The following is an 18,427-nucleotide window of genomic DNA, read 5'->3' on the forward strand; positions in this document are numbered from 1 at the left end:
GATAGAAAACCTTTGCAGTCTAGGAAGGACAGCTACTTTTACGGAGCGAATTTGACATTCGTGAGTACCAGCGCGCAGGACTGACAAAGAATGCGAGGGTTTGTCTACACGCTGAGCTGTGCCGCTTTTCGGCACAGCTTATTGTATATCTGGCTTTCCTTCCTGTTCTTGCAGCACATCACCAAGAAGTTGTTCTACTTTTTCCAAATGTGTGAGCATCGCCCGCTCTGCTTCTTCTGGCTGTTTGTCCATGATAGCTTGATAAATTCGTTCATGGTCCTTGTAAAGCTGATGGATGGAAGCTTTTCTTGAGAATAACACGACTTTTCTTGTTTCTCGCATCGTTTCCATTAACAAGGTTGAGACCTGATTCATTAACGCCGCTAGTAAATGATTCTTTGAGGCTTTAGCGATGGCAAGATGAAATGTGAGGTCTGCCTCCTCACCAATTTCTTTATGCGCTTCTGCACGCTTCATTTGTTCAAGTGCCTCCTGCAGTCGATGGAGGTCATCGTCTGTCCGCAGCAATGCTGCCTTTTTGACAGCACCTGATTCAATGATTGATCTCACTTCAAGAAGCTGTGCGATATCCTGCTGCTTCATCAAAAAAGCAGGAGATAAACAAAATGTGAGCTGCTCAGGATCGAACTGCTTCACATATGTGCCTTCTCCTTGCTTCATCTCTATTAATCCGATCGCTTTCAGAGCGGACAGCGCTTCTCTCACAGCGGAACGGCTGACTTGAAAGTTTTCAGAAAGTGCTTGAACCGAGTCTAATTTTTCGCCCGGAAGAAGCTCCCCCGTCCGAATGGATTCGATTAATGCATCCGCAATTTCTTCATATATTTTTTTCGTTTTGATTTGTTTATATTTCAATTGGTCTCACCTCATCACTGTTGTCTACCCCATCGGCTCATGCCCTATCTTATACTTTACCCCAAAATTCAGATCACACGTCTTCCCTTTTTTCAATTCTCAAGAAATCTTCTATCACTCTTCCACTCATCAAAAAAGAAGCACGTGCCATTGTTTCTGGCATGTGCTTCTTTTTAATCATATCGCTTCCGCAGCGTGGAAGACGGAAGGTTCATTTGTTCACGATATTTGGCAATGGTTCTGCGAGAGACACGGATACCAAAGGTTTGCTGAAGCTGCGTCATGATTTGCTGATCCGAATACGGTTTTTTCTTATTTTCTGATTGAATCAGCTCTGCAATGTGCGTCTTCACTGTGTAGCTGGATGCTTCTTCGAGAGAATGCCCTTCTAGTTTCGCTTGGAAAAACTGTTTCATTTCCATTAATCCGTATGGGGTCTGCACCATTTTCCCTTTGACTGTTCGACTCACTGTCGACTCATGCACTTGTAATATATCTGCAACCCGCTTCATCGTAAGCGGTTTCATTTTATGCTTCCCGGTCAGGAAAAAATCAGTCTGTTGTAAGATAATCTCACGAACGACATTTGTCATCGTTTGTTTTCTCTGCTTCAGCGCTTGAACAAGCCAATTGTACTGCTGCTGCTTTTCCTTTAAATATGCATATGCTTCATGCCGCTTTTGATCTTGAATCATGGCGAAATACCCTTCATTCATTTCAATGTCTGGAAAAGCACGCTGGTTCAGCTCGAATGTGATGTGACCTCCCGCAGCTGTAATCAACACATCTGGTTCTATATACACATCCTCTTCTTCATAAGAGAAATGAAGGCCTGGTCTTGGTTCGAGAAGCGACACCTCATCTTGTATGGCTTGCAGGGTTTTCAAAGGTATACCTGTTTTTGCCGCGATTTCCTTCCAAGCCTTCCTTGCGAAAAGAAAGAAATGCCCTTCGATGATCAGCTCTGCTTCATACCAGCGATCCTTTTTTCGTCTAAGCTGGAGCAGGATACATTCTTGCAATGATCTAGCGCCAATACCGGCAGGCTCTAATGATTGAAGCTGATGAAGAACAGCTTCTACTTCTTCTGCCGAAGCCTGTAAAACAGCGGCCATTTGGTCAACCGGTTCATTTAAATAGCCATTGGAATCAATGGACTCAATCATGAAGTGAAAAATCCTTTGATTCTTTTCACTTAAATTCAAATCAATGGCCTGTCTCTTTAAATACATTTGCAGGCTTTCTTTTTGATGCGTACGATACGGCTCTGTCATTCGATCTTGCGTTCTTTTATGATAAACTGGTTGATAGCTGTCCGTGTCTTTCCGCTCAATCAGAGGGTTCTCAAGCGCTAACTGATCAAGATACTCACCCAGCTCTGCACAATTCAGTTGCAGCAGCGTAATCGCCTGCCTGAGTTCTTGTGTGAGTACCTGCTTTAATACTAGTTCTTGTTGCAGTTTAAGGCTCATTGTCTCCCCTCCCTCTCATCATTTTACATGAAGATTGACGGACCGTATATACGAAATAGGAGTGATGTTCATGTCTGAACTTTTTTCCGTTCCATACTTTATTGATAACTTAAAACAGCACATTGCCATGAATCAACATGAAGACAAGATTCATGCCATGAACGCTTATTATCGTTCAGTGGTTTCTACACTTGTGCAGGACCAATTGACGAAAAATGCTGTTGTCTTGAAGCGAATTCAGCATCTCGATGAAGCGTACCAAAAGGTGAAAAAAGAAAGCGAATAAATGGACGAAAAACAACACCCTTTCTCATGATTGCAAAGGGTGTTTTTCATGCAGGAAAAGCTTTTGATCCAGCTTCGATTTGTACATCATCAAAAAGCCAGACCGTCCTACAGTATAAATGATAAAGGCAAACCATAGTCCGTGATTGTGCCATATCGGAATGACTGCCGCCTGAACAGCCACAAACAAAATCATCGCAAACAGCATTGAATTCCTAACAGGAGCAATTTCTGTCGCACCTGTGAATACACCATAAATCACCAAACCAAAGCAAGCAGCAAACGGATAAAGAACGAGCCAATCGGCATATTGCAGTGTCACATCAAGAAGCTGAGGCAAATTTGTAAACAGGCTCAAAATCGGTACTTTAAAGAAAAAGTAAGCTGCCGCAATGACACATGCCATCACAACTGCCCATTGTCTCGAAAGGGTTAAAGTTTTATCATAAAGCGCTCGGTCGTTCGCCCCTACTGATTTACCGACAAGAATACTGGATGCATTGGCAAATCCATCGAACAAATAGGCCATGATGTAGTGAATTTGAAATAAAATGGCATTCGCTGCCAATTGCTCCGTTCCGAAAGACGCTCCCTTTGCTGTAAACATGTTGATCACAACAAGCAGACAGATCGTTCGGATAAACAAGTCTTTATTCACATGAAACATTTTCTTTACTGCACGTGTGTCCATCACCTGCTGAAGAGACGGCATCCGAAAACCGTTTGACGTATGCTTCAAGATAATCCAGGCCCCTAACACAAAAGCAGTGAGTTCAGAGATCAATGTCGCCGCTGCCACACCTTTGACGGCAAAAGAAAACGCATGAACTAAGATCAATGCCAAGATCATATTCATGACATTGATCAAAATTTGTAAAGAAAGGGCTTCTTTCATTTTTGCCATCCCCATCAGCCAGCCGAGTATGACGTAATTCATCAAGGTAAATGGCGCTCCCCAGATCCGAATATGAAAATAGTCCGCTGCATATTCGCGCACATCAGCAGCAGGAGAGATGATCCATAATGCGGATTGAATAATGGGCCATTGAAGAGCAATAAAACAAAGTCCGACGATAATAGCTAGCAAAAAAGGCCTTAGAAAAGCAAGAACACCCTGCTCCTCGTTCTGCGCTCCGTTTGCTTGGGCAGCAAAAGCAGAAGTACTTACCCGCAGAAAACCAAACAGCCAGTACAATGTACTAAAAATGAGACTGCCGACTGCGACGCCTCCTATATAAGCGGGGTTGGCAAGCTGGCCAACAACTGCTGTATCGACAGCTCCAAGTAATGGCGTGGTCATCGTTGAAATGGTTAAAGGGATCGCCAAAGCTAAATATGCTCGATGGTTCACGATGCCACCTGCCTTTCATGAAAAATAGCCTCTCTTAAAAGAGGCATTGAGGGAATGAAAAAGTTAACGAACCGGCCTGCCAATCGTTCGAGACAAAGGGTGGCTGGCGAGCGTTGCCTCCTTCATTTTCAGCACAGCTTCGTGCTCTGATATAAAGAAATCATCCTTCGATTGAAAGTGAGCCACAAGCTCACCCTGATCAAGAATCGCTAATTGATCACTTAAATGATAGGCCGCTGTCAAATCATGTGTAATAAATAAGTATGCAAGCTTCAGCTCTTTCTTTAATTCGACTAACAAATCTAAAATGACAGCCTGCGTAACCATATCTAAGCTACTGACTGATTCATCCAGCACAATGAGCTTTGGCTGAAGCACCAGTGCTCTGGCGATGTTGATCCGCTGTAGCTGGCCACCGCTAAATTGGTATGGGTACTTGGACAAATCCTGCTCACTGAGCCCTACTCTTTCTAACCAGTGAATCAGTATATGCTGACGTTTTTTACGGTTCATTGGTTCATAGTTTTCAAGCGGCTCAGATAAGATTTGTTCCACTGTCCACCTTGGATTCACCGCTGAATATGAATCTTGAAATACCGCTTGTACATGTCGGCGGAAATGCTGATGTGTCCGCTGATCTGCACGAATGATATCCTGACCTTCAAACAGAACTTTTCCGCTACTTGGCTTCTCTAGTCCAAGGATGATGCGGCCGAGTGTACTTTTCCCTGCACCACTTTGACCTAATAATCCAAGACAAGTGCCTTCTTCAATGGTCAAATGGACGTTTTTCAAGACAGGGGTTCTCCCTTTTGTCCTCATCAGAAACGATCGGTTGCCATATGAATGACTCACTGCTTTCACTTCTATTAAATGCAACGGTCTTCTCACCTCAAATCGGGCAAACAGCTGGCATGGATGGACGAGCTGCTAAAAGTTTCTTTGTATAATCATGCTTCGGGTGTTCAAAAAGCTCAAGAACTTCAGCCTTTTCAACGATTTTTCCTTGTTTCATCACCACGACCACGTCTGCCATTTCCGCAATCACACTAAGATCGTGGGTAATGAGCAAAATCGCCGTTCCGTATTCATGACGAATTTGATTCAAGTGCTCAAGCACCAGCTTCTGATTGTGTACATCTAATGCGGTTGTCGGTTCATCTGCGATGATCAGAGGCGGATGCATACAGGCAGCCATAGCAATCATGACACGCTGGAGCATCCCCCCGCTTAATTCAAAAGGGTACTTACTCAGTAATTGATCTGGATGCGGCAGGTTCATTTTCTCTAAGGCTTTAATTGCCTGGACCCGTGCCTGCCTTTTACTGACAGCTGTATGCCGGCGGATTGTTTCAATCAATTGATGTCCAATTGTCCATACAGGCGTAAAGCTATTCATTGGATTTTGCATGATATATGAGAGATCTTTGCCACGAATAGACCGCATATGCTGTTCACTCAAACCGATCAATTCTCGACCTTGTAGAGTGATACTGCCAGTCAATTCCGTTGTTTTTCGATCAAGCATGTTTAAGATCGACATACTTGTCACCGTTTTTCCGCATCCGCTCTCACCAATTAATCCAACAATTTGACCGTGCTTTACCTCAAATGCTATTTCCTGAACGAGAGAAATGGTTCCTTGCGGCGTTTTCGTATGCACATGCAGGTTCTCTATGTTTAAAATAGACTCTTCCATCTGACTCATTCCTTTACACACGACGTTTGACGCCATATTTCTCTGAAAGGGCTTCTCCCAGTAAGTTGAATAGAATGACCACAGCCATAATCACAAGACCCGGATAAAGCATCAGCTGAGGATTTGTTTGAATATACGATTTTCCTTCATGGATCATCGCTCCCCATTCAGGCGTAGGGGGCTGAACCCCTAAGCCTAGAAAAGACATGGCTGAAATGTCCATAATCGCCCAGCCCATTTCAAGTGTGCCCACAACCGCGAGTGGCGGCAGTACATTCGGAATCATATGCTTTCTCATGATATTCCAATGGGAAGTACCACTAATCTTCGCAGCTGCAATAAAGTTTTGTTCTTTTAAACTAAGCACCATCCCTCGAAAGACGCGAGCATAATACACCCACTGCACAAGCATCAAAGCCAGCACCACTTGAGAAAGCCCCGGTCCAAAAATACCGACTAATCCAAGGATCAGTACCAAATTCGGAAATGTCATGACCCCGTCGCACAATCTCATCAATACGTGATCGATCCAGCCGCCTTTATATCCAGATATCAGCCCTACGATTAAACCGATAGATAGAGAGGAAACAAAGATTAACAACGCACAGCCTAGTGAAATACGAGCACCATATAGAATACGAGATAAATTGCATCTTCCCAATTGATCGGTGCCTAGAGGATACTCCCATGAAGATCCCTTTAGTTTCATTGCAAGATTAACCGCCGCCGGGTCATGCGGAGCGATCCATGGTGCACATATCGTCACAATGAGCAGGAGACCGAGCAGCAGCACACAGATCGAGATCATCTTTTGATGATAGAAAAGATGTTTTACTTTTGTCATCATGGCTGGCGGCCTTCCTTTCTAGAAATACGGGGGTCAATGAGCAGCTGAAGGAGATCAACTATCAAGCTGCTTAAGATAAAGATACACGCCGCCATCAACACATAAAATTGAATGACCGGCAGATCCCGGTTAAAGATCGCTTCAATAAAAAATCGTCCAAATCCAGGCCATGAAAAAACAGCCTCTACAATAATAGTTCCTGTGAGCAGCTTGCCAAGATTCACGCCAAGTCCTGTCAGCATCGGTGATATCGCCATTCTGAAGACATGTTTGAACATAATCGATTGTTCCTTTAACCCTCTCATTCTCGCATATTGAACAAAAGGCTCGTGAAGCGTCTCACTCACACTCGCTCGCAATAATCTCGTATACATCGCAATTAACGGCACAGCCAGTGTAATGGACGGCAGTACAAGATGTTCCCATGTACCAACACCTTCAACAGGTAAAAGATCGAGTTTCACTGAAAAAAAGAAGATGAGCAAATACCCCAAAACAAAGGTCGGGATAGATGCTCCTAGGAAAGAAATCATCCGGCTCACATGATCTACAACGCCATTTTTTCTCAACCCGCTGAAAAAGCCCAGTGGAATACTGACACAAATTGCGATCAGCAGACTAGTGAACGCCAATTGAATCGTCGCAGGTATTCGATAGATCACCTCATCAAGCACAGGCTGATTGGTCATATACGACCGCCCAAAATCAAGACGGACGACTTTTTCAATCGTATGAAGGTACTGCATGTAAAAAGGTTCATCTAAACCAAATTCACTTCGTTTTTGGGCTAATACCTCATCAGTAGGCTGAATATGAGCCGCTGCTAAATATGCCTCCGCTGGATCAACTGGTGACAGATGAATCATGCCAGTTGTGAACAGTGTGGCTAGTAGAAATACAGGAATGATAGATAACATTCGTTTGATGATATAGCGGCTCATTTGCTTACCTTCCTTCTGTTACTTCAGCTTGATGCCTGTGAAAGGGTGTTCATCTCGATTCGCAGGGAAATCAAAGTCCTTCACATCTTTTTGATAAACAGCTGTCTTTTTAAAATAAGAGATTGGCACAATCGCCCCTTGATCTTGCAAGGATGATAAGACGGACGAATAAAGTGCTTTGCGTTTGTTTTCATTAGTTGTCGATGGAATCTCCGTCATTTCTTTGATCAGCTTATCTTTATTCGGATACGCTGAGATCGCCTCTTTGAATCCAAAACCATCTGATGAGACAACGTTCATAAATGTATGCGGATCATACGGCGCTCCGTAATTGCTAAAGAAGTTCATATCAAATTTGTTCGCTTTAAACCGCTGAACCTGCGTCGCCAGCTCGACACCTTCAAGTTTGACGCCAACCCCAATGGCTGCCCATTCTGCCTGCAGTGTTTCAGCCATTGTTTTTTGAATCGATTCTGCTGAGTCATACATCATACTAAACTCAAGCGTTTTTCCGTCTTTTTCGCGTATGGTTTTTCCTTTTGGAAGCGTCCAGCCTGCTTCATCCAGTAAAGCCTTCGCTTTGTCCACATCATATTGGAAAGATTTCACCCGGATGCCTGACGTATATGGCATGTTTGTCGGCAAGATGTGATCTGCTACATCCTCTAAGCCAGAGGTCACACCTTCCACCAATGATGTTTTATTGATCGCATACTGAAGGGCGTGACGCACTTTCTCATCTGACAGCTGATCGACTTTTGTGTTCATGACAAGCTGTCTTGTGGCTACAGGCTCTGACATCTTCGTTTCATACTTGCCGCTCGCCTCTAGTTGTTTAAAAGCATCAAGGCTAATCGTTCCTTCTCCGTAAAGTAGATCTACATCGCCTTTTTCAAATGCCATCACTCTTGTTTCGGCATCTGGAATGACCTTCACTTTGATTTCTTTGACCTTTGGTTTCTCTCCCCAGTAGTGGTCATTTCGTTCAAAAATCGCGTAATCATCTTTTTTGTACGTCTTTAATACCCAAGGACCTGTTCCCACTGGTTTTTCGATTCCTTTTGATGTATCTCCGTTTTTCGGAAAACCTGCTTCGCCTAGGAAACGAACGGGGCGCACAACAGCTAACTCTTGAACAGTTGGATAATAAGGCTCAGTTAATGTGAGTTTAAACGTTTGCTTGTCCACTGCTTCTGTCTTTTTAATTTTCTTTATGACACCTAACCAGCTATGTACTTCTTTGTTTTTTAAAATCGTATCAAAATTCTTTTTCACAATGTTCGCATTAAATTTAGATCCATCTGAGAACGTGACATTGTCTCTAAGATGGAACGTATACACCTTGCCATCCTTGGAAACATCCCATGATTTTGCTAATTCAGGTTTAAGCTTTCCATTTTTTTGATAGCTCACCAATGGTTCGTAAATCATGGATTGGGCAAACAATTGTGATGGATTGTATATGTGCGGATTCATTTCGCCAATATCTCTTGGCCATGCCATGGTGATCATATCAGGATGATCCTTGTCTCCACCTGCTCCATTATTTGCTTGAGAACAGCCTACTAGTAAGAAGATCAGTAGGATAGGTAATATTGTATTTATTTTAATTTTCGGAAAATTACTCCAAATCGACATAAGTTGGTTGCTCCTCCTAATTGATGCTGATAATCATTTTCATTTTAAGGAGGAAGGACTCTGTTGTCAATATCATATTTGAAATGAAATGACAATATATATTCCTTATTATTCCACAAATTAAGAGATTTGTTAAAAAGAGAGGCAGGCTGCTGATGAACGAGCAGCCTATGAGGAGGGTAATGCTTTCTTTTGCAGGGCGTTGTACAGTGTATCAATGACAAGCTCCTGTTCCGCGTCTGTCATGCTTGTACCAGATGGCAGGCAAAGACCTGTCTCAAATAACAACTCAGATGCAGGGACTTCATCGGCTGTTGTATAAAAAGGATAACCATGAAAGAGCGGCTGCTGGTGCAGTGGCTTCCATACACGCCTTGCTTCAATCTGCTTTTGTTCTAAAGCATCTATCATCTCTACTGGAGACATCTGTGCATGATGATCCATGGTGAATGTGGTCAGCCAGCGGTTCGATGTGGTTTCTTGATATTCTGGCATAAATTGAAGACCCTCAATATCGGCTAAAGCATTTTGATAACGCTCGAAAATGCGGCGTTTTTGCTGAACACGCTCCTCTAACACTTCCATTTGTGCAATTCCTACACCTGCGAGCAGGTTGCTCATCCGATAGTTATATCCCTCCTCTTGATGTTCATAGTGTAGGGCATGTTCTCTTGCCTGTGACGCGAGAAATCGGCAGCGGTCGATGGCTGCTTCATCATCACTGACAAGCATTCCGCCTCCTGATGTTGTAATGATTTTATTTCCGTTAAAAGAGTACACACCGAACCTGCCCATTGAACCGCTTTTTCTTCCTTTATATATACTGCCTAACGATTCAGCCGCATCTTCAATGATTGGCACATCATATGCCTCACACACCGCTATGATTTCATCCATTTTCGCACTTTGTCCGTATAAATGAACGACAATAACCGCACGGGGTCTTTTCCCAAGTCGTTTTGTTTCAGCAAAGGCTTTCTCTAACGCCAGTGGACACATATTCCATGTCTCTTTTTCTGAATCAATAAAAACAGGCGTCGCTTGTTCATATAAAATAGGATTTGCACTGGCAACAAATGTAAGAGTGGAACAAAAGACCATATCTCCCTTTTGAACGCCAATGAGTTTTAAGGCAAGGTGAATGGCTGCTGTTCCTGAAGACAATGCCGCTCCACCCTTCACGCCTGCATAATCCGCGACCACTTGCTCAAATTCATTTACAAGCGGTCCTAATGGTGCAATCCAATTGCTTTTAAATGCCTCCTCTATTTTCTTCTGTTCTTTTCCACTCATATGAGGAGGAGATAAGTAGATTCGTTTCCTGTCTCTCATGATTTCCCACCTTCTCTTCGATCTTTGATCTCAATTGCAGGAACGCCTACGGCGACTTTCTGATCATGTATATCTCGGGTCACTGCCGCTCCTGCGCCGATCACTGCCCAGCTTCCAATGGTTCTGCCAGGTATGACAGCAGCCCCAGCTCCAATATGAGCACCCTCTCGCACAGAGACACAGCCGGTGAGCACAGCTCCCGGGGATAGGTGCGTAAAGGATTCGAGAAAGCAGTCATGCTCCACGATAGAACCGGTGTTGATAATGGCATGCTCACCGATCACTGCATCTGCTTGCACAACAGCCCTTGCCATCACAACCGTTCCCCGGCCAACCTTCGTTGACGAGCTCACAACTGCCTCTGGATGAATCAGTGTGGCAAATGCCCTCTCTTCAAATTCGAGACGTTCTTTGATGCTCTGTCTGATTTCGTTTTGCCCAATGGCAATCAGCCATTGCATATCAGGTATTTCATCTCTTACCTTTTGACTCATAGAAATCGGACCATACAGAATGCCGGTTTGAGTGTCAGCTTCCTCAAATCGATCGTCTAATACCGCACACAATGAGTAATCAGGATGCAAAAAAATCAACTCCTGAATGACCTTGCTGTGTCCGCCAGCCCCTATTAAGCCAATGGGCTGCTCTTTACGTATCAGTTCCTTTGAATTTTTCAGCTGTTGCATGATTTGGCTGCTGCACCCCTTCTGTTTTGATGACTTTCAGCAAGGTCATCCATAAGATTTTCATATCGAGCCAAAACGATTGGTGCTCTACATACCAGAGGTCATAGGTGAATTTCTCCTCCCAAGAGAGAGTATTTCTCCCATTCACCTGGGCCCATCCAGTGATACCAGGCTTTACAAGATGACGCTTCGCTTGCTCCTCTGTGTACATTTGTAAATACTCCATTAAAAGCGGTCTTGGTCCAACGAGACTGATTTCCCCTTTGAGTACATTGACAAGCTGCGGCAATTCATCAAGACTGAGCTTACGAATAAAGGCGCCGGTTTTTGTTAATCGAAGATGGTCTGGAAGCAGTACGCCATGTTCATCGCGTTCCTCGGTCATCGTCCGAAATTTATAAAGCATAAACGGCTGTCCGTACAGACCAGGCCGTTCTTGTCGAAACACCACAGGAGCTCCGATTTTCCACCGAATGAGTCCATAGATGAGAAGGAAAAGAGGACTCCCTGCGATGAGCAGTGTCAGTGCCACGACCACATCTATTATTCTTTTCATCATTGCTTCTCCTTTCCACACTAGCGGGAGACAGCTCGTTCAATAGCAGCTTGTTTCACCTTACGCATGAGCTGTATCCGCTCTTGTTTTGTTCCTGCAAATTGATACAAATAGCCTAAGTAGAGAACGAAACATATTCCGCCAATACAAAATAGCTCCCACCATCTCGTCACATCATACACAGCCTGAATGCCGGCACAGATCCCCCATATGAACAGAGCCCCAAACAGCGGAACGACTGTATGTTTATAAAAGATGGTACTTTTCTGTTTCGTGATCTTGGCTGTATACAATGGGAGAAAGACGATATTTTTCATCAATAAAACAACGGCTCCTGCTGATGCAATGCCATATAACCCAAGCTGAAGTAGGTGAGTCAGTCCATAGGCTAAGAGGACATTGGAACCGCCTAATATGAGTGTCACAACCGCCGGCACTTTAAATCGGTTAAAGGCAGTCGGTACATAGGTCAGCGGTAAAAACATCAACGTGAAACACAAATAAGCCGCATGAATCATCAGCAGCCATTTCAGTTCCTCAAAGGCTGGTCCAAGCCATAACAGCATGAGCGGACCGGCAAGACCTCCTAACAGAGCCGCGGGGAATGCTACAAATAAACCACTCCATTTCATGGCATTGGCGGCGTATTGAATGAGCCCCTGCTCGTCTTGGTTTGAATATAATTTTGTGATCGTTGGCGCAAACACAATCGCAAGTGTCCCTGCAAGGGTGCGCAATAATAATGGAAATTGTAAAATGGCGGCATACTGTCCAGTCGCTTCTGCCCCAATCAGTAAGTTGGTCATCAATAAATCGATTTGTAAAAACAACAAAATGCCCATTTGCTCAAATGAATGCCACACCCCTGATCGAACCAGCGTGAGACTTGAAGATAAAGAAACGTACCGCCACTTAAACGAAAACCAAGGAATGAGTTTCTTAAAATAATAGAGACCCATTCCCAAAGCGGCGAGACTCCCCATAATGGCTGCAAGTGGAATATGCCAAATGGCTGGTGTCGTCACAGTAAATAACAGCACAATCACAAGCGCCCTGCCAAACATCTGAATGGCCTGTCCAACACTCGATACATATAATTTGTTCGCATAAAACGGTGCCGCCCCAATACCAGACATGACGAAATTGAGCATAAATAAAAGACCCCCTAACACAAAGGCGATCTGTGTATCTTTTGCAAGATGAGCAGGCACATGGAGCCAATCAACCAGCTGCTGAGACATGAATAGACAAAGTAAAAAAAGACAGATGGATAAAAAAAGAGAACTGACAAAATAGGAAGCGAGATAGCGCTGCGCTTGTTCCATCTCTCCTTTATGAGCCGCAACAGAAAAAAAACGCACCACCACAGCACTTAATGAAGCCGTAATGACCGATAAATAATTGATCATATTTTGCGTCAGATGAATCAGACCAAACGCTTCCACTCCAAGTGTATGAACAATGTAAGGCGTTAAACAAACAGACATCAGCATCATCAAGATAAACGTCATCATATTTGCACTGACATTGTAAAGAAACGCACGGTTCATGGTGATTTCACGCAGTGTTTAAGGGCCTTCATCCAACTTCCTCTCCCTTTTGTCCGCTTGTTTTCATATGCTGATGAATGGCCTTTTTCACCGCTTCCTCCGTTGGTTCCTTCAAAAGGGTCATAAACGGCAAGTGCGCTACCCATTCATATCCTTCCATGACTTTATGATCAAACGACCTGATGACAACACACGGTGTATGTGTGATCGCACAAAAGATCATGCCATGCAGTCGATCTGTCACGACGACTTGTGCCTGTCTCAACTGCGTCCATAACGTGGATAATTCCTCTAAACGAGTCGTTCGATTCACTCGCTTCCCAATGGTTGTTGTGATAAACCCAACTTGATCATACGTTTCTTTGATATGCTCCTGCAGTTGTTCTCGTTTCTCTTTCGTGAGATATGCCTCCTTATCCTCACGCAGACAAAGCAGCACTCCTTTACGGGTTTGACTCTTTGATGTTTCGTCTAATGTCAGGACCATATCAGGCTGTTTCCACACCTCTTTATTAGGAAAATGCTGCTTCATCCATTGATAGGTGGTTTGATCTCTTGCCATCAAGAGAAGCCTCGGGTGTTGCTGATATGCTTGAATAGCGCGGCGTTCTTCTCTTTTCCCTCTCTTTGTTTCTGTAAAATGAGCAGTAGCGGGCAGCTGAATGACGGGATAGGACTTAAAGGCATTCATGATAAATTGTCTTGTCCATTCTTCATATCGATATAAATCGCCCATGTTGCCCCCGCCGATGATACAGACAATGTCCTCTGGGTGCCGCGCGTGCTTCAGCGGACGTGCTAGACGATACATCTCCTGCATGTCTACTTCTATGATTTGATAGTCTGGAAAGTGCTTTTGTAAAAAACAGCAGCTGGCATAGGCAATCGCGTGATCACCTAAGTTGTCATGTGCCGGCAGCAGCGTGAGAATGATTTTCTTCTGATGACGCAGCTCTGGCAGTCTTTGGCGGCTCAACCTATATTGAAGCGGATACTTGACCTTTAAGAGCAGCCACTCTGCGGCATGTGCTTTTAATTGCTGCAATGTCACACTCATCACCCCGATTTTCTCGTTTGATATTCAATCCATTTTTGATAGCTTGACGCTGCGGCAGAGAGCGGATACACCCACTGCAGCCTAGCAAGGAATAAGATCATTCGCTTGCGCACAGTCAGTTTCGATGGTTCCACTTGTTTCACAGCCTTCTGAAAAGCTTCATGTGTCACCATTTCACGCATATGACCAAGCTTTTTTTGAAAGGAAAGGGAATTTTGGCTCTTCCATTCATTGAGCATACAATGCAGCGTATGATTCACGATAAAAAAATATAAAGCCTTCTCATATGGTGTCAGCTCATCATGCTCTTTTAAAAACAAACGCTGCGCGTCATAAAACGCCAGTCCATGCTGAAAATACTGCTTTTGATATCGCTGGACAATGGATGACAAATGAACCCGGTAATAATAAAGCGGCTCATGAACAAAGGCAATGACACGTGATAAAGAAAAACAGCGCAGCGTGACATATTGATCTTCAATATTCTCAAGCTCACCTCTCAACGGAAAACGGATATGATGCTTTTCGATAAATGCCCGCCGATACAGCTTATTCCATGAAAATCCCGTGATCTCACCATGTAATAACGATTCTATTAAACTTGTCTTATCGGCTTTCTGCTGAGCTAACAGCGTCGTCGGTATGATCCGTTTTGACTGTTCAAACTGAATCCAATATTCACTAACAACAAGATCGGCACCAGTGTTTTCGGCTTCTTGATATAAAGCCTCACAGTATTGAGGAGCGAGAACATCGTCTGAATCAACAAAGGCAAGATACGTTCCTGTTGCTTCTTCTATGCCCCTGTTCCTCACCGCTCCCAGCCCTTGATTGGTTTGGTGAATCACCCGAAATCGCTCATCACGCGCAGCAAACGCTTCAAGGATGTCTCCACTGTGATCGGTAGATCCATCGTTAATGAGGATGACCTCTATATCTGAAAAGCTTTGGTCTGCAATCGATTGAAGACACTGCTCCACATATTGACTAGTGTTATAGACTGCGACCAATAGACTGATAGCTGGCATGACAGCAAGCCCCACCTTTCTTCAAATCTACTTTGTAAAAATCGTTCGGTACGGTAAAACAGAAGAATCAAACGGCATCAGCATGATGCTGTACAAAATATAGCAAACCCCAATTCCGATATACATAAAAAAATTGGTTCGCTGATCAAAAATCCGTGTGAAATAAGGCAGTAAAATGAGCTGATACAGACCAAAGTAAATATGAAATCTTGCATAAATGACATCCTTCGTCGCAAGGATGCCAAACAAAAATCCAAGCAAGCAAAAATTCACAATATAATCACTCTCTGGCGTCAGCTCACGAAGTCGTTTTCGACAAAAGAACGCAAGCAATAACGGCAAAATCAAGACACCAATTTTCGTCACATTCATTCCATTCGTATTCGTTGTCAGCCACTCCTCGTAATGACCATAAGAACTCCCTTGCAGCATCACCACAAACACGGAGACAAAGCGGTCATACAGAGCGGTTAAGCCTAGAAAAATCATACATAACACAAGCATCATCCAAGACCATGCCTTTGTTCTGACGATGAAATAGACTGGAATCATAATGAGTGCCGAGGAATGAAATAGCGCGCATACAAGTACGAGCGGAAAATACCATTTCCACTGACCTTTGATGACAAAATGGATGGCATAAAAAAGAATCGCTGCCACCATATACTGCCGCATGCCATTAAACGAAGCGTAATAATGAAATGTGCCGAGAAATAGCAGCATACTAAGCTCAAATGGCCGTCCATATCGCACAAGTGTTTTGATAATAAAAAAATAGGTGATGATCCCAACTGTGATATACATGATTTGCGGCTCATGTGACAGTTGATTGAGCATCCATAAGATCAATGTAAAGCCCGGATCAGTGGCGGCCTTGTCTACACCGAATCCGAAAATATGCCAAGGCTTGTCATAGTTGACGGAGAACTCATACATTTGTCCATAGGTTACGAAATCAGTTCCTACTTTGTAACGTATGCCCGCCACAATACAAAGAAATAAAAATGGAAAAAACACCAGAAGCTTGTTCGGCCGCCAGCCGCTTTGTATGGTATCATCACGCCTGCCATAAAATGCAGCAAAGCTCGACCATAAATAGACCATGATCATGTTCACCAAATAAACCGCCATCTGCCAATCCTTCCTTACAATCCATACACATTCATCACTCGGGTGATGTTCTGTTTCACATCAAATCCTCTAAGGCCAAGCTGAGAAATAATCGTCTCCTGAAGAGGAGGGTCTGCATGGTAGGCTTCTAGTATGGCTTTCATCCACTCATGTGCTGAATCTTGCAAGGATTTCCGTTTCACAAGCCCACAACCTAAATCGACTTCCTTTGTGATATGATCTGAAATCACACATGGGAGTCCAGATGCCTGCGCTTCCACTAATACGAGCGGAAGACCTTCAAACAAAGACGGCATCACAAACACATCAAATGCTTTCATATACTGCGGAACCTCTGAGACAACGCCCGTAAACACAATGTCTTCCATTAATCCGGCTTTCACTGCATACGATTCAACCACTGGCCGGAGCGGCCCATCTCCTATGAGAACTAGCTGAAAGGAGACCCCTTGTTTTTTCAGTGTCTGCGCTAATTCGATGAAAAAAACATGGTTTTTCTGCTCATGAAATCGGCCAATATGTCCAATGATCAGTTTTCTCTCGTGAAGATGGAGGTCTTTTTTCATCTTCACCTTCGCTTCTGGCTCCAACTGAAAAAAAAGATTCAAATCAATCCCATTTGGCAAAATGTCCACTCGTCCATCGTGCATTCTTTTTTGTCCAAATAAAAAGACACCGGCATCTTCACCGCATGCAACAAGCTTCGTAGAAAAGGCAAAGATCAGCTGACGAAATCCTTTGAGCATCAAATGATCCACCCGGCTAGGAGACTGTTTCCAAGCCGTATTATGTGAATGGCAAATGCGTATCTTCACACCTGCCAGTTTCGCAGCAAGGGCAGAAAAGCCCGTTTGAAAATCTGTATGTGCATGCACCGCCTGATAAGGTCCCGTTTGCTTAATCGTCTTCGTCAACGTTTTGACAAACGTCCATGGAGAGGACGCTCCAATACTTGGGACATAAAAAATCCGCCCGCCAAGCTGACGAATTTCCTCATCGTAATCACAGACATCCTCTCGGTGGGTAATGAAATCAAATTGAAGAACATTTCGGTCGATTGCACGATAGATGTTCATGATCATCGTTTCTGCACCGCCTCTGTTCATTCCGCCCACAACATGAAGTACACGCTTTGGCTCACTCATCCCGAATCGTCCTCCTTTTCACCATAGATCCTCCAAGTTTCCGCTGATGATAAAACCTCATGATCTTTGGTGACATACAGGCACGGATGACCGGCTTAAGCGCAAAGAGATAATCAAACGGCGACAATTTTAATTGCTTGCATGCTTTTAACACAAGCCAGGCATTGTCCATTGAGTATCGGAATTTCCGGCGCTGAAAGGCCGCTTCATCCTCCCTTACAAGGTATAAGGGCTCTTGCAGATTAATGCCCTTTCTCCCCGCAGCAAAAAAACGAATCCAAAGATCGATATCTTCCATCCGTCTGGTTGTTTTGACAGAACGATAGCCATTTAAAGCCTTGTAGGCAGACGCTCTCATCATAATCGTCCCATGACAAAAAGGCGTTCCTCTTGCTAGCACCCTTCGATCAGGCTCTGAGACAAGTGCTCGAACGCCCTTCGTCCCTGACTCATCAAACACCGTCATCGCCGTACCAACCACATCATATTCTGGATGTGCTTCGAGGAAATGAACCTGTTTTTCTAATCGTGTAGACACTGATATATCGTCGCCATCCTGTCTTGCAATCAGTTCTCCATTCGCTTCAGTGAGACAACGATTTAAACTGGCGGCAAGTCTTTGATTATGTTCGTTTTGAATGAGGCGAATTCTATCGGGATCACGCATGGTATAGTGCAGCACTTTTTCATAGGTGCCATCTGTTGATGCATCATCACATATGATGAGCTCCCAGTTTTCATAGGTTTGGTGAAGAATCGATTCAATGCTTTCTTCTACTGTCTCTTGGCAGTTGTAAACACCCATGATAATTGATACTTTCGGCTGACGCATG

General features: G+C 43.9%; 18 protein-coding genes. 1 reads left to right on the top strand and 17 read right to left on the bottom strand.

Going from position 1 to position 18,427, the window contains the following annotated elements:
* Nucleotides 1-138: 138 nt before the first annotated feature.
* Together FXF70_RS01635 and rpoN are read right to left on the bottom strand one after the other, a co-directional pair.
* On the bottom strand, nucleotides 139-876 hold the full coding sequence (locus FXF70_RS01635) for a FadR/GntR family transcriptional regulator (protein ID WP_148779725.1): 738 nt from the start codon (nucleotides 874-876) through the stop codon (nucleotides 139-141).
* A gap of 173 nt (nucleotides 877-1,049) precedes the next feature.
* The gene (gene rpoN, locus FXF70_RS01640; RefSeq protein WP_148779726.1) at nucleotides 1,050-2,348 is read right to left on the bottom strand and encodes an RNA polymerase factor sigma-54; all 1,299 of its coding nucleotides are present in this window, start codon (nucleotides 2,346-2,348) and stop codon (nucleotides 1,050-1,052) included.
* Between the two features lie 70 nt (nucleotides 2,349-2,418).
* Between rpoN and yvfG the strand changes: the two genes are divergently transcribed.
* A complete protein-coding gene (gene yvfG, locus FXF70_RS01645; RefSeq protein ID WP_017359206.1) occupies nucleotides 2,419-2,634 on the top strand; it encodes a protein YvfG in 216 nt (71 codons plus the stop codon).
* Nucleotides 2,635-2,658: 24 nt separating this feature from the next.
* Here yvfG and FXF70_RS01650 read toward each other — a convergent pair whose 3' ends face one another.
* From FXF70_RS01650 to epsE, 15 genes are all read right to left on the bottom strand, one after another.
* A complete protein-coding gene (locus FXF70_RS01650; protein WP_148779727.1) occupies nucleotides 2,659-3,984 on the bottom strand; it encodes an MATE family efflux transporter in 1,326 nt (441 codons plus the stop codon).
* 63 nt (nucleotides 3,985-4,047) lie between these two features.
* Nucleotides 4,048-4,863: an ABC transporter ATP-binding protein gene (locus FXF70_RS01655; protein ID WP_148779728.1), complete on the bottom strand. Its 816-nt coding sequence runs from the start codon at nucleotides 4,861-4,863 to the stop codon at nucleotides 4,048-4,050.
* 13 nt (nucleotides 4,864-4,876) lie between these two features.
* Nucleotides 4,877-5,683, bottom strand: coding sequence for an ABC transporter ATP-binding protein (locus tag FXF70_RS01660; RefSeq protein ID WP_148779729.1), 807 nt, complete (start codon nucleotides 5,681-5,683; stop codon nucleotides 4,877-4,879).
* 13 nt (nucleotides 5,684-5,696) lie between these two features.
* The gene (gene nikC, locus FXF70_RS01665; protein WP_148779730.1) at nucleotides 5,697-6,530 is read right to left on the bottom strand and encodes a nickel ABC transporter permease subunit NikC; all 834 of its coding nucleotides are present in this window, start codon (nucleotides 6,528-6,530) and stop codon (nucleotides 5,697-5,699) included.
* A complete protein-coding gene (gene nikB, locus FXF70_RS01670) occupies nucleotides 6,527-7,471 on the bottom strand; it encodes a nickel ABC transporter permease subunit NikB (protein ID WP_035389444.1) in 945 nt (314 codons plus the stop codon). Before nikB ends, nikC begins: the two co-directional genes overlap by 4 nt.
* Before the next feature lie 18 nt (nucleotides 7,472-7,489).
* A complete protein-coding gene (nikA, locus tag FXF70_RS01675) occupies nucleotides 7,490-9,109 on the bottom strand; it encodes a nickel ABC transporter substrate-binding protein (RefSeq protein WP_048002931.1) in 1,620 nt (539 codons plus the stop codon).
* Nucleotides 9,110-9,277: 168 nt separating this feature from the next.
* On the bottom strand, nucleotides 9,278-10,441 hold the full coding sequence (locus FXF70_RS01680) for a DegT/DnrJ/EryC1/StrS family aminotransferase (RefSeq protein WP_148779731.1): 1,164 nt from the start codon (nucleotides 10,439-10,441) through the stop codon (nucleotides 9,278-9,280).
* Nucleotides 10,438-11,127, bottom strand: coding sequence for an acetyltransferase (locus tag FXF70_RS01685; RefSeq protein WP_148779732.1), 690 nt, complete (start codon nucleotides 11,125-11,127; stop codon nucleotides 10,438-10,440). Before FXF70_RS01685 ends, FXF70_RS01680 begins: the two co-directional genes overlap by 4 nt.
* Nucleotides 11,090-11,683, bottom strand: a complete 594-nt coding sequence (locus FXF70_RS01690) for a sugar transferase (protein ID WP_017359198.1) — start codon at nucleotides 11,681-11,683, stop codon at nucleotides 11,090-11,092. The genes FXF70_RS01685 and FXF70_RS01690 overlap by 38 nt, the downstream gene beginning before the upstream one ends.
* A gap of 20 nt (nucleotides 11,684-11,703) precedes the next feature.
* Nucleotides 11,704-13,233, bottom strand: a complete 1,530-nt coding sequence (locus FXF70_RS01695) for an MATE family efflux transporter (RefSeq protein WP_148779733.1) — start codon at nucleotides 13,231-13,233, stop codon at nucleotides 11,704-11,706.
* Nucleotides 13,234-13,261: 28 nt separating this feature from the next.
* Nucleotides 13,262-14,290 carry a polysaccharide pyruvyl transferase family protein gene (locus FXF70_RS01700; RefSeq protein ID WP_065461113.1) on the bottom strand — a complete coding sequence of 343 codons (1,029 nt, stop codon included), beginning with the start codon at nucleotides 14,288-14,290 and terminating at the stop codon, nucleotides 13,262-13,264.
* Entirely contained in the window at nucleotides 14,290-15,318 is a 1,029-nt protein-coding gene (locus FXF70_RS01705; protein ID WP_148779734.1) for a glycosyltransferase family 2 protein, read from the bottom strand. Before FXF70_RS01705 ends, FXF70_RS01700 begins: the two co-directional genes overlap by 1 nt.
* 27 nt (nucleotides 15,319-15,345) lie before the next feature.
* On the bottom strand, nucleotides 15,346-16,449 hold the full coding sequence (locus FXF70_RS01710) for an EpsG family protein (protein ID WP_148779735.1): 1,104 nt from the start codon (nucleotides 16,447-16,449) through the stop codon (nucleotides 15,346-15,348).
* A 14-nt stretch (nucleotides 16,450-16,463) separates the two neighbouring features.
* Nucleotides 16,464-17,594, bottom strand: coding sequence for a glycosyltransferase family 1 protein (locus tag FXF70_RS01715; protein ID WP_079920540.1), 1,131 nt, complete (start codon nucleotides 17,592-17,594; stop codon nucleotides 16,464-16,466).
* The gene (gene epsE / locus FXF70_RS01720) at nucleotides 17,587-18,426 is read right to left on the bottom strand and encodes a glycosyltransferase EpsE (RefSeq protein ID WP_148779736.1); all 840 of its coding nucleotides are present in this window, start codon (nucleotides 18,424-18,426) and stop codon (nucleotides 17,587-17,589) included. Before epsE ends, FXF70_RS01715 begins: the two co-directional genes overlap by 8 nt.
* Nucleotide 18,427: the final 1 nt, after the last annotated feature.

Origin of the sequence: Bacillus sp. Y3, assembly GCF_008123875.1 — a bacterium.
Taxonomy (GTDB): Bacteria; Bacillota; Bacilli; order Bacillales; family Bacillaceae; genus Bacillus; species Bacillus altitudinis.

Excerpts from the sequence above, each read along its gene's own strand:
- yvfG (WP_017359206.1), top strand. The coding sequence starts at position 2,419 with ATGTCTGAACTTTTTTCCGTTCCATACTTTATTGATAACTTAAAACAG.
- nikA (WP_048002931.1), bottom strand. The coding sequence starts at position 9,109 with ATGTCGATTTGGAGTAATTTTCCGAAAATTAAAATAAATACAATATTA.
- FXF70_RS01710 (WP_148779735.1), bottom strand. The coding sequence starts at position 16,449 with ATGGCGGTTTATTTGGTGAACATGATCATGGTCTATTTATGGTCGAGC.
- FXF70_RS01700 (WP_065461113.1), bottom strand. The coding sequence starts at position 14,290 with ATGAGTGTGACATTGCAGCAATTAAAAGCACATGCCGCAGAGTGGCTG.
- FXF70_RS01680 (WP_148779731.1), bottom strand. The coding sequence starts at position 10,441 with ATGAGAGACAGGAAACGAATCTACTTATCTCCTCCTCATATGAGTGGA.
- FXF70_RS01685 (WP_148779732.1), bottom strand. The coding sequence starts at position 11,127 with ATGCAACAGCTGAAAAATTCAAAGGAACTGATACGTAAAGAGCAGCCC.
- FXF70_RS01660 (WP_148779729.1), bottom strand. The coding sequence starts at position 5,683 with ATGGAAGAGTCTATTTTAAACATAGAGAACCTGCATGTGCATACGAAA.
- nikC (WP_148779730.1), bottom strand. The coding sequence starts at position 6,530 with ATGATGACAAAAGTAAAACATCTTTTCTATCATCAAAAGATGATCTCG.
- rpoN (WP_148779726.1), bottom strand. The coding sequence starts at position 2,348 with ATGAGCCTTAAACTGCAACAAGAACTAGTATTAAAGCAGGTACTCACA.
- FXF70_RS01690 (WP_017359198.1), bottom strand. The coding sequence starts at position 11,683 with ATGAAAAGAATAATAGATGTGGTCGTGGCACTGACACTGCTCATCGCA.
- epsE (WP_148779736.1), bottom strand. The coding sequence starts at position 18,426 with ATGCGTCAGCCGAAAGTATCAATTATCATGGGTGTTTACAACTGCCAA.
- FXF70_RS01715 (WP_079920540.1), bottom strand. The coding sequence starts at position 17,594 with ATGAGTGAGCCAAAGCGTGTACTTCATGTTGTGGGCGGAATGAACAGA.
- FXF70_RS01695 (WP_148779733.1), bottom strand. The coding sequence starts at position 13,233 with ATGAACCGTGCGTTTCTTTACAATGTCAGTGCAAATATGATGACGTTT.
- nikB (WP_035389444.1), bottom strand. The coding sequence starts at position 7,471 with ATGAGCCGCTATATCATCAAACGAATGTTATCTATCATTCCTGTATTT.
- FXF70_RS01705 (WP_148779734.1), bottom strand. The coding sequence starts at position 15,318 with ATGCCAGCTATCAGTCTATTGGTCGCAGTCTATAACACTAGTCAATAT.